The sequence below is a fragment of the Streptomyces sp. CBMA156 genome, assembly GCF_014596515.1.
In the GTDB taxonomy this organism is placed as follows: domain Bacteria; phylum Actinomycetota; class Actinomycetes; order Streptomycetales; family Streptomycetaceae; genus Kitasatospora.
Genome location: NZ_MSJQ01000008.1, coordinates 1 through 11134, shown reverse-complemented (window position 1 = coordinate 11134; position 11134 = coordinate 1). Strand labels below are relative to the sequence as shown.

Here is an 11134-nt window from a genome sequence, read left to right as displayed (position 1 = left end):
GGCGAGCAGCACGGCCGCGCCCCGGGCGTCCGGCTGCGCCAGCGCGACGGGCGTCAGCAGGGCGAGCGCGGAGCCGGCGGCGAGCGGCCGGCGGATCCGGGCCGGCCACGGCCGACCGGAACCGGCGTGTACGGAGGGAGAGTCGGTGCGCACCCGGCCGAGCCTACGGGCAGCTCTCCCGGGGGAGTCGGCCTCCTCCTCGTGAAGGAGCGTCCGGCCGTCGACTCCCCTCCGCAGCGGGAGGTCCGCGCGGCCGATCGCGAGCATGCTCGAAGGCGTCGGAAGAACCGCTCCGGAACCACCTCGCAGGACGACGCGCCGGGACCACCGCGCCGAAGGAGACCCCACCGCCATGAACCGCCGTTTCACCACCGCCGCAGTCGCGCTCCTCCTGCTGGCCGGGACGGTCGCCGCCGCGGCACCGGCCGCCACCGCCGCGCCGGAACCCGCCGCCGCGGCAGACGGCTTCGGCCCGGTGAGCGTGCGCGGCACCGGCGACACCGTCCTCACCTCCGCGTTCCAGGGCTTCGAGGGCGACCCGGTGCGGATCTCGGTGGACGCCCGCGCCACCACCAACTCCGTCCCCGGCAGCACCGGCGGTCACTTCCACGTCCGCCACGTACACACCGACGGCCGGCTGGTCGCCGACTTCGAGGGGGACATCACCTGCCTGGCCGTCGGCGGCCGGGAGGCGATCGCCACCGGGGTGGTCACCAAGGGCGAGGCGCCGTGGTTCCCCGGCCTGGAGCTGGTCGGCTCGAAGGTCTCGGTCTCGGTGGAGGACAACGGGCGGCGCGGGGACCGGATGGGCTGGGTCTGGGGCGCGCTCGGCAAGCCGGTGTCGGACTGCCAGGGCACGGTAGCGTTCATCCGCACGACCAGTGGCGACTTCTCCGTGCGCGGCTGACACCCGAACGACCGGGCCTGCCGAGGCCTCTCCGGTCCGACCGGGCTGCCCGCCGCCCGAGCGCCCGAAGACCTGGAGGCCCCGTTGTCCCACGACCGTCAGACCGCACCACCACAAGCGGGCGCGGGGTTCAACGGCCTCACAGGGGAGGGCCGTTGAGCCCCGCGCTCTACCGTCGGCCGCCCGACTACGCCCGACTCGCCGCCGTCGGGCCGTACTTCGCGCTGGACACCGCCGGGGACGGGCCGCCGGCGGGCTTCCGGCCGCTGGCCGAGCTGTACGGCACCGGGCCGGACGCGCCGCTGGCGACGCGGCTGCGGGTGGTGGCGCAGCGGCTCGGCACCGGCGAACCCCGGGTGGCCGCCTCGATCCTGCATCTGGGGCTGGCCGCCCGGTTCTGGTCGGTGGGCCTGGGCTCGGCCGTCCTGCTGGGGACGGTCCCGACCCTGGAGCAGGCCTGGATGCGGATCCCCGACCAGGGCCCGCTCGACCTGTGGACCCCGCCGGAGCCCGCCGGACCGGCCGCGGGAACGCTCGCCGACCGGCTCCACGAGGCCGTCCTGCTCGGCCGGCTGGAGCCGCTGGCGGCCGCCGTCCGGGCCGTCGCCCCGCTCTCCCCGCGCCTGCTGCTCGGCAACGCCGCCTCGGCGCTGGCCGGGACGCTGCGGGTGCTGGACGGCCATGCGCCGGGCGCCGCCCGGGCGTTGGCGGCGGAGCTGCTCGACCGTCCGCCGCTGGCCGGCTCCGGCACCCTGCGCACCGGGCCGGGCGGCACCGCGTTCCGGCGGAACAGCTGCTGCCTCTACTACCGGGTGGGACCGGGCGCCGGGCTCTGCGGGGACTGCTGTTTCAGCGCGCCGCCCGGCCGCGGGAAGCCGAGCGGCTGATGCCTTCACCACCGAAGGTCGTACCGGGGCCGCCCCCAGCCGCGCGCCGGCCCTGACGGCTCCGCCGGCACCGCCGGCACCGCGACCACGATCTCCCGGTGCCGCCCGGCGAAACGCTCCCGGATTCCCCTGGGGTGCCCCTCGGCCGAGTGCGCACCCTTGCCGCCGGAATCCCGATCTCCTATGTTTTCCCGGCGACTTCGGCCTCGTGCACGGCGCCGAGCCCGAGCATCACCCCGCAGCGCTCCCCCGCGCCTCACGACACGTTCCCAGGAGCAGGTCATGACCGATGCCGGTGCACGTGCCACCGTCCACTCCCCCGACCCGGACGCCGAACGGCTGGCCGCCCTCGGCTACACCTCCGAGTTCAGGCGCGACATGAGCCTCTGGGCGAACTTCTCGCTGGGCTTCACCTACCTCTCCCCCGTCGTCGGCGTGTACACGCTCTTCGCCTCCTCCCTCGCCACCGCAGGGCCGCCGATGCTCTGGAGCTTCCTGATCGCGGGTGTCGGCCAGCTGCTGGTGGCCCTGGTGTTCAGCGAGGTGGTCGCCCAGTTCCCGGTGGCCGGCGGGGTCTACCCGTGGGCGCGCCGGCTCTGGGGCCGCACCTGGGGCTGGCTGACCGGCTGGGTCTACCTGCTGGCGCTGATGTCCACCATCGCGGCCGTCTCGTACGGCGCCGGCCCGTACGTGGCCGTCCTGCTGGGCGTCGAGCCGAGCACCGCGACGACCGTCTGGTGCGCGCTCGGCCTGCTGGCGCTGGCCACCGTGATCAACCTCGGCGGCACCCGGGTGCTGTCGGCGGCGGCGGTGTTCGGCTTCGCCGCCGAGCTGCTCGGCGCCCTGGCGGTCGGCGCCTGGCTGCTGCTGACGCACCGCCACCACGGCCTCGGCGTGGTCCTCGACCGCTTCGGCGCGGGCGGCGACGGCAGCTACGCCGACGCCTTCCTGGCCGCCGGCCTGATCGCCGTGTTCCTGTTCTTCGGCTTCGAGGCCTGCGGCGACGTCGCCGAGGAGGTGCCCGATCCGGGTCGACAGATCCCCAAGTCGATGCGGCGCACCATCTACGTCGGCGGCGCGGCGGCGATCGGGGTCAGCCTGGCCCTGGTGATGTCGATCCGGGACATCGGCGCGGTGGTCTCCGGTGACGACGGGGACCCGGTGGCCAGGGTGCTGCACGACGCCTTCGGCGCGGCCGGCGCCCGGGTGGTGATCGGCGTGGTGCTGATCTCCTTCCTGTCCTGCGTGCTGAGCCTCCAGGCGGCGGCGAGCCGGCTCGCGTACTCCTTCGCCCGGGACCGGATGATCGTCGGCAGCCGGCTGCTGGCCACCGTCTCGGACCGGCTGCGGGTGCCGCCGTACGCGCTGCTGCTCGCGGCGACGCTGCCCGGGGTGATCATCGTGGGCGCCTCGGCACTCTCCGAGGGAGCGCTCACGAAGATCATCTCCTTCTCCACCATCGGCATCTACCTGGCCTTCCAGATGGTGGTGCTGGCCGCCCTGCGGGCCCGGCTGCGCGGCTGGCGCCCGAGCGGGGACTTCCGGCTCGGCCGCTGGGGCCTGGCGGTGAACGTCGGCGCGCTGGTCTACGGGGTCGCCGCGATCGTGAACATCTGCTGGGGCCGCACCCCGGACGCCGCCTGGTACGACGACTACCTGGTGCCGCTCTCGGCGGTGGTCGTCCTCGCGGCCGGCGGCCTCTACCTCGCGCTGGCCCGTCCGCACCTGCGCGGCGACGCCCCCTCGGGCGACGCGACGGCCGGTGCCGCACCGACGAAGGGGCAGGCATGACGGGGCTCCCACGCTGCGGCCTGTCGCTCCCCGGGCTCCCGGTCGCCGACGGCGGATCCCCACCGCGCCCCACCTGACCACGCCGCCCGCCGAGCCCGGCGCCGACGCTCAGCACGGTCGCGCCGAGGCCCGCGTCCGGCCTGTCCGGGGCCGGGCGCGGGCCGCCCTTCCCCACCCGGTGCCGATGCCCGTGGCACCGGGTGGAGCTCTCCGGGGAGCGCGGTCAGACCGCGACCGTCTCCTCCATCTCCTCCTCGGCCTCCTCCGGCGTCTCCACCGGACGGCGCCCGCGGCCCTCGTACAGCGCCGCGGCCACCAGGGCCGCCCCGCCGAGCAGCAGCCAGACCAGCAGGGTCACCACGTGCCCGCCGAGCCCGGCGCCGCCGCCGAAGTAGAGGATGCTGCGCGCGCCCTCCATGAAGCCGGCGCCGGTCCAGAAGCCGTGCAGCCCGCCGAAGAACCCGTTCTGCAGCTCGGGCCGGTAGATGCCACCGGAGGAGGTGAAGTTCAGCATCACGAACAGCACCATCAGGGCCAGCGTGGTCCACTTCTTCAGGAAGCTGTGCAGGCCGATGCCGATCAGCACGATGCCCGCCGAGTACAGCCAGCCGAGCGCCCAGACCGCGGCGTGGTCGTGGTCGACGACCTGGAAGACCGGCCCCGCGGTGACGATCCCGATCACGCTGACCGCCAGCGAGACCGCCACCCCGACCAGCGCCCTGACCCCGACGCTCAGCGCCGCGCCGGCCGCGCCGATCACCGCGACGCTGGCGTAGGAGCCGATGCTCAGCGCGACCAGCAGGAAGAACAGGCCCTGCCCGGTCGGGTCCCCCTCCGCCGGGGTGGTCAGGTCGGTGACGTGCAGCGGCACGCCCTGCTGGTCGGTGACGTCGGTGAACACCGCCGTGGCGGCCACCACCGAGGTCTCCGAGTTCCCCTTGGCGACGATCAGTTCGGGGCTCCTGGCGTCCGGGACGAAGGCGCCCACCAGGTCCCGGTCGCGCAGCTGCTGCTCGGCGGCGGCCCGGTCGTCCACGGTGCGGACGTCGAGCGCGTCCCCGGCCCTGCCCTGGATCGCCTGCGCCAGGCCCCGCGCCTGCGGCGTGGTGCCGACCACGGCCACCTTGAGGTGGTGCGGCTCGGGCTGGTGGAAGGCGCCCTGGTAGGCGAGCGCCATGCCCAGGCACATCAGCAGCGGGGTGATCAGGTGGATGGCCAGGTGTGTGAGCGAGTGGCCCAGGGCGGGCGCTGCGGCGGGGTTCCGGGGTGTGCTCATGGGGTTCGTACCGTCCTCCGGTGGTTCTCGGCTCGGTCGTGAAGATGGCAAATACAACCAATACGGGTGGTAAATGCAACGATCTGTCGATGTAGCCTACAACCATCCGACACCGATCGAAAGCCGGGCCCCCTGCGCGGCCCGGCTCCCTCACCCGCGCTCAGCCCAGCTCGAACACCCCGTACGAGAAGCCGTCCGCCCGCAGTTCCCCGTCCGCGACCCGTACGCCCTGCGTCTCCAGCGGCCGGACTCCCTCCGGCAGGTCCGGCAGCCGTACGGACGCCGGCTCCCGGCGCGGGTTGACCGCCACCAGGTAGCGGTCGGCCCGGGTGTACACCAGCGGGTACCCGGCGTGCCTGACCTCGGCGCCGCCGGCCGCGCCCAGCCCCGGATGCGCCCGGCGCAGCGCGATCAGCCGCCGGACGGTGTGCAGCAGCGAGGTCGGGTCGGCGCGCTGGGAGAGCACGTCAGGCCGGTGCGGGTCCGGGTCCACCGGCAGGTAGAGGCGCTCCGGCGGGGCGTCGGAGAAGCCCGCCGTGGGCCCCGGCGTCCACTGCATCGGGGTGCGCGAACCGGCCCGGTTGAACCGCGGGCCGAGCACGCTCCCCTCGGTGTCGGGCAGGCCCGGCAGGTAGCGCATGCCGATCTCGTCGCCGTAGTAGACGGCCGGGAGGGTGGGCCAGGTGAGCAGGAAGGCGAAGGCGGGGGCGAGTTGCTCCGCGGTGCGCGGTCCGGTCGCCAGCCGGGAGAAGTCGTGGTTCGCGGTGGGCAGCACGATGTGCCCGCTGCCCTCGGTGAGTTCGGCGGCGGAGCGCCAGGCGTCCAGGAAGGGCTGTGGGGTGCCGCGGCCCTCGGCCTCGAAGTAGCAGGACCCCTGGTTCCAGAATTCCTCGACCGTCCCGCCGTTGTTGTTCCAGAGCGAGCGGAGCGGCAGACCGTGGTCCGCGCCGCCGAAGTGCAGGAAGAAGTCGGCGTGGAAGCCGGCCCCGACGGCCGCTGCCGGGTCTCCCCACTCGGCGAGCAGGGCGGCCTGGGGGTGGGCGCGGTCCAGCCAGTCGCGCACTCCGGTCCAGAGCTTGGCGGTCTCCACCTTGCCCGGGTCGTCCTTGACCAGCGAGTACGCCATGTCCACCCGGAAGCCGGACACCCCGAGGCGGAGCCAGTGTTCCATGATCGCGCGCAGCGCCGCCCGGTTGGCGCGCGGGCCGTCCGCGTCCACCGCCTGCCGCCAGGGCTCCTGCGGACTGCTGCGCGCGTAGCCGAAGTTGAGCGCGGGCTGGCAGTCGAAGAAGTTCGGCAGGTACCAGCCGGACCGGCTGCCGGGCGAGGCCACGAAGCCGTCCGCCGGGCGGTCGGACCAGATGTACCGGTGGTCGGACGGGTCCTCGGCGGAGGCCAGGAACCAGGGGTGAAGGTCCGAGGTGTGCCCGGCCACCAGGTCCAGCAGGACCCTGATGCCCCTGCCGCGGGCGGCCTCGACCAGGGCCGCGAAGTCCTCGGTGTCGCCGTAGCGCGGGGCGGGGGTGAGGTAGTCGGTCACGTCGTACCCGGCGTCGCGGAACGGCGAGGCGAAGCAGGGGTTGAGCCAGACGGTGTCGACGCCGAGCCAGGCGAGGTGGTCCAGGTGCGCGGCGATGCCGGCGAAGTCGCCGATGCCGTCACCGTCGGAGTCGGCGAAGCTCTGCGGGTAGATCTGGTAGAGCACGGCGTCGGCGAGCCAGTCGGGGCCGGGGCGGGTCGAGGTCATGGGCGGTTCCTCCTGCCGGGTCCGGGGCCCGGCCGGGCGAAGGCGGGGCCGGGCCGGGTGCCCCCGATTCTCGTCCGATCCCGGCCGCCCCGACAGCCCGCCTCGCCCCGAACCCGCCGTCGGCGCGCGCCGAAACCTCCGTTCGCCCCGCCCCCGAACCCGCCGTCGGCGCGCTACGAGCCGGCCGCACCCGTACAGGCCGCCGTGAACGCCCTGGCCCGCCGGGTGATCTCCGCCCAGTCCCCCGCCGCGACCACGTCCGGCGGCACCACGTCCGTCCCCGCGCAGACCGCGAGGGCGCCCTGCGCCAGGAACTCGGCGGCGTTGCCCGCGTTCACCCCGCCCGAGGCCACCAGCGGGACACCGGGGTACGGGCCGCGCAGGTCCTTGAAGTAGCCGGGACCGAACGCCCGGGCCGGGAAGATCTTCACGGCGGCGGCACCGAGGTCCACCGCGTGCGCCACCTCGGTCGGGGTGAGCGCCCCGAGCACCACCGGCACCCCGGCGGCGGCCGCCGCCTCGGCGACCTCGGGGCGGCAGCCGGGGGTGACCAGGAAGGACGCCCCGGCCTCGGCCCCGAGCCGGGCCTGCTCGGCGGTCAGCACCGTGCCGACGCCGACCCGCCATCCGGCCTTCGAGGCGCGGAGCAGATGATCCGTCACATTCGGTGTGGTGTAGGTGAATTCGGTCAGGTTGATGCCACCCTCGGCGAGCGCGGCGCAGAGCGCGGCGGCGTCCGGGATCTGGGGTGCGCGGACCACCGCGATCACCGTTTCGCCGTGCAGGACGGAACGGCCGGTCGATGCGGACAGGTCGGTGGAGGCGGAGAGCTCGGTCATATGGCCAGGGTTCCTCGGTCGGTTCTGCGCAGGGCGCGCCCGGGCCGGGCGCCCGTGGTGCGGCCCTGCCGGACGACGGCGATGCCGTTGACGTACACGTGCTCGATGCCCTCGGCGGGCCGCCGGGGGTGCTCGAAGGTGGCGGCGTCCCTGACCCGTTCGGGGTCGAGGAGCACCAGGTCGGCGTGGTGGCCCGGGGCGATCCGGCCGCGCCGGTCCAGTCCCAGCCGGGCGGCCGGGCGGCCGGTCATCCGGGCGATCGTCTCCTCCAGCGTCAGCACGCCCAACTCCCGGCTGTAGTGGCCGAGGTAGCGCGGGAAGGTGCCCCAGGCCCGCGGATGCGGCCGGGCACCGACCAGCAGCCCGTCACTGCCGACGGTGTGCGCGCGGTGGCGCATGATCGCCCGGACGTTCTCCTCGTGCCCGACGTGCTGGAGGATCGTGGTGGCCAGCTCGTCCCGGCGCAGCAGGTCCAGGAACACCTCGGTGCCGGTCCGCTCCTCCTCGACGGCCAGTTCGGCGACGGTGCGGCCGACCGTCCCGGCGAGCGCGGCCGAGCGGACGCCGGAGATCTGGATCGTCGCCCAGTCGGTGACCACGCCGTGGCAGCCGTCGCTGCCCTTCTCCTCCACCTCGTACCGGATCCTGGCGCACTGCGCCGGGTCGGTGAGCCGCGCCAGCGTGGCGGCCGGGCCGCCCTCGGTGGCCCAACTCGGCAGCAGGGCCGCCAGGGTGGTGGAGCCGGGCAGGTAGGGATAGCTGTCCAGGGTGAGGTCGACGCCGTCGGCGAGCGCCTGGTCGACCAGCTCCAGGAACTCGCCGGCCCGGTCCCGGTTGACCCCGAAGTTCATCGTGGCGTGGGTCAGGTGCAGCGCGCAGCCGCTCCGCCCGGCGATCTCCACCATCTCCGCGTAGCCCTCCAACGCCCCGGCACCGTAGGAGCGTTGGTGCGGCGCGTGGAAGCCGCCGTAGGCCGCGACCACCGTGCACAGCTCGACCAGCTCGGCGGTGTCCGCGTACATCCCCGGGGTGTAGCTGAGGCCGCTGGACATGCCGACCGCGCCGTCCAGCAGGCTCTTCGCCAACACCTGCCGCATCCGGTCGAGTTCGGCCGGAGTGGGCGGGCGGTTGGCCCAGCCCATGACGAGCATCCGCAGCGTGCCGTGCGGGACGAGGTAGCAGGCGTTGACGGCGACGCCGGCCCGGTCGATCCGGTCCAGGTAGCCGGCGACGTCCCGCCAGTCCCAGTCGAAGCCCTCCGGATCGCCGTTCCAGCCCGCGAGCTGGCGGCGCAGCGCGGACAGCGTGGTGCCGTCCACCGGGGCGTACGACAGCCCGTCCTGGCCGAGCACCTCGCAGGTGACGCCCTGGGTGACCTTGGCCGGGTGCTCGGGTTCGAGCAGCAGGGCGAGGTCGGAGTGGGCGTGCATGTCGATGAAGCCGGGGGCCAGCACCAGTCCGTCGGCGTCCACCGTCTCGGGGGCGTCGAGGTTTACGCCGACCCCGGTGATCAGGCCGTCGGCGATCCGGACGTCCGCCCGGTAGCGCTCGGCGCCGGTGCCGTCGACGACCGTCGCGCCCTTGAAGACCGTCGCGCCCCGGCCGGCCCTCCCGCTCCCGGGGGCCGTTCTCTCCCCGGCCATCAGAAGAACGTCCTGACCAGGCCGGTGACCTTCGGCTCGGCCGCGTCCGCGGAGTCCAGCACCGGGATCGCCGTCCACTTGTCGAACGCGGTGCACGGGTGCGAGACCCCCAGCCGCAGCACCGCGCCGATCGGCGCGAGGTCGCCCGCGTCGCGCAGGAAGGCGTGCTGGTCGTTGAGTGCGGTGATCCTGGCCGCGGTGCCGGTCAGTTCGGCTCCGCCGCGCACCCGGTGCGGCTCCGGCAGTCCCTCGTCGAAGGGCAGGTCGCGCTTGCCCGCGTCCAGCAGCGCGAGCTGCGGCTCGGGCCGGGAGACGACCCGGGCCCAGCCGTGCAGCGCACTGCGGAACGGCGTCTGCCCGCCGCCCCTGGCGAGCGGCGAGATGCCCCGGTAGAACCCGTCGTCGTGGGCGATGTACGCCCCCGAGCGCAGCACCACGAACGCCTCCGGCAGGTTCGCCAGTTCCTCGACCACCAGGTCGAAGTAGGCGCTGCCGCCCGCCGAGACCACCGGCCTGGTGCCGTCCGGGTACGCGCTCGCGAGCCGGCCGTGCAGCCTGCCGAGCTCCCGCAGGTAGTCGCGGACGGCGGCCAGCCCCTCGGTGGAGGCGTCGTGCGCGAGCGCGCCCTCGTACCCGCCGACGCCCGCGAGACGCAGGGTGGCGGCGCGCAGTACGGCGGCGGCGACCTCGACGGCGGCGTCCACCCCGCGGGCGCCGGTCCGCCCGCCGGGGCCGCCGAGTTCGACCAGCACCTCGACCGGCCGTTCGGCCCCGGCGGCGCGCAGCGCCTCGTCCATCAGCCGCACGCCCTCGACGGAGTCGACCCAGGCGAGCAGGGCGAAGTCCGGGTCGGCGGCGAGCTCGTCGGCGAGCCAGGCGAGTCCGGCCGGGTCGAGCAGGGCGTTGGCGAGCAGGATGCGCTGCACCCCGAAGGCCCTGGCGATCCGTACCTGGGGCAGGTTGGCGAGGGTGATGCCGTGGCTGCCGGCGTCCAGCTGCGCCTGCCAGAGGGCGGGCGCCATGGTGGTCTTGCCGTGCGGGGCGAGCGCGACGCCCGCCTTGGCGCACCAGTCGGCCATGGTGCGGACGTTGTGGGCGAGGGCCTCGCCGTCGAGGGTGAGCAGCGGGGTGCCGAGCGAGGAGAGGGTGGGGCCGGTGGCGAGCCACTCCCGGACGGTGCGGCCCCTGGGGGCACCTCCCGGCCGCCAGGCTGGGGGAGACTCCGGCGGCGCGGCCTTGAACCGCCAGTCGAGCGGCTCGTCGGCCAGGGCGGCCACCGCGCCACGGGCGATGCCCGGACCGGTTCCGCTGCTTGTGAACGTCTGCTCCACCGTGTTCCTCCATCCGCACAGGGTTGCAACATACGCAACGAGGGTTGCACATGCTGGCAACACGGTTCTAGCATCGGCGCCGGATCACGGTCAACGGACCTGACTCCAGGCCGACGGGGTCGGCTCACGTGCGACGCTCTCGCGCCACGGGATCGACCCGGTGGGCCCGCTCTCGACGGAACGGCCGCAGACGAGGAGCCCCGCACATGCCGCGACAGGACACCCAGGGCCCGACCCGCCCCGGTTCTCCCCCGACGGCCGTGTGCGTGGGCGAGTCGATGGCCGTCCTGCTGCCGGACCGCCCGGGACCACTGGAGTCGGTGGGCAGCTTCCGGCTGTCCGTCGGCGGCGCGGAGTCCAACGTGGCCGGCGCGCTGGCCGGTCTCGGCGTGCCGACCGCCTGGATCAGCCGGGTCGGCGACGACGGCTTCGGCCGCCGGCTGCTCGCCGAGGTCGCCGCCCGCGGCGTGGACGTCTCGGCGGTCGCGGTCGACCCGCACCGCCCCACCGGCCTCTACCTCAAGGAGGTCGGCGGCACCACCGGCGGCCGCCACGACCTCGGCCCCGGACGCAGCCGGCTGCACTACCACCGGCGCGGCTCCGCGGCCGCCGCGCTCTCCCCCGACCTGCTCGCCGAGCCTGCCGCCGCCGCCCTGCTGACCGGCGCCCGGCTGCTGCACCTGTCCGGCATCACCGCCGCGCTCTCCGACGAC

At 74.8% G+C, this 11134-nt stretch carries 9 protein-coding genes; 4 read left to right on the top strand and 5 right to left on the bottom strand.

Features of this window, described 5'->3' with window-relative positions:
• The first annotated feature begins 352 nt into the window (after positions 1 to 352).
• The 3 genes from BU198_RS00625 to BU198_RS00615 all read left to right on the top strand — a co-directional run bounded on the left by BU198_RS00625 (position 353) and on the right by BU198_RS00615 (position 3585).
• The gene (locus tag BU198_RS00625; protein WP_188294812.1) at positions 353 to 907 is read left to right on the top strand and encodes a hypothetical protein; all 555 of its coding nucleotides are present in this window, start codon (positions 353 to 355) and stop codon (positions 905 to 907) included.
• Positions 908 to 1062: 155 nt separating this feature from the next.
• Entirely contained in the window at positions 1063 to 1794 is a 732-nt protein-coding gene (locus tag BU198_RS00620) for a (2Fe-2S)-binding protein (protein ID WP_188294811.1), read from the top strand.
• Between the two features lie 282 nt (positions 1795 to 2076).
• Complete coding sequence (locus BU198_RS00615) at positions 2077 to 3585, top strand: APC family permease (protein WP_188294810.1); 1509 nt, start codon at positions 2077 to 2079, stop codon at positions 3583 to 3585.
• Between the two features lie 223 nt (positions 3586 to 3808).
• Here the strand turns inward: BU198_RS00615 and BU198_RS00610 are convergent, their stop codons facing one another.
• The 5 genes from BU198_RS00610 to BU198_RS00590 form a co-directional block, all read right to left on the bottom strand.
• The gene (locus BU198_RS00610) at positions 3809 to 4861 is read right to left on the bottom strand and encodes a hypothetical protein (RefSeq protein ID WP_188294809.1); all 1053 of its coding nucleotides are present in this window, start codon (positions 4859 to 4861) and stop codon (positions 3809 to 3811) included.
• A gap of 160 nt (positions 4862 to 5021) precedes the next feature.
• On the bottom strand, positions 5022 to 6608 hold the full coding sequence (locus BU198_RS00605) for an alpha-amylase family glycosyl hydrolase (RefSeq protein WP_188294808.1): 1587 nt from the start codon (positions 6606 to 6608) through the stop codon (positions 5022 to 5024).
• A gap of 173 nt (positions 6609 to 6781) precedes the next feature.
• Entirely contained in the window at positions 6782 to 7447 is a 666-nt protein-coding gene (locus tag BU198_RS00600) for a bifunctional 4-hydroxy-2-oxoglutarate aldolase/2-dehydro-3-deoxy-phosphogluconate aldolase (RefSeq protein WP_188294807.1), read from the bottom strand.
• Complete coding sequence (locus tag BU198_RS00595) at positions 7444 to 9090, bottom strand: N-acyl-D-amino-acid deacylase family protein (RefSeq protein WP_188294806.1); 1647 nt, start codon at positions 9088 to 9090, stop codon at positions 7444 to 7446. The genes BU198_RS00600 and BU198_RS00595 overlap by 4 nt, the downstream gene beginning before the upstream one ends.
• On the bottom strand, positions 9090 to 10421 hold the full coding sequence (locus BU198_RS00590) for an alanine racemase (protein WP_188294805.1): 1332 nt from the start codon (positions 10419 to 10421) through the stop codon (positions 9090 to 9092). The genes BU198_RS00595 and BU198_RS00590 overlap by 1 nt, the downstream gene beginning before the upstream one ends.
• A 206-nt stretch (positions 10422 to 10627) precedes the next feature.
• Here BU198_RS00590 and BU198_RS00585 point away from each other — a divergent pair.
• On the top strand, positions 10628 to 11134 hold a 507-nt coding region (locus BU198_RS00585; protein ID WP_223243723.1), incomplete at its 3' end, for a PfkB family carbohydrate kinase.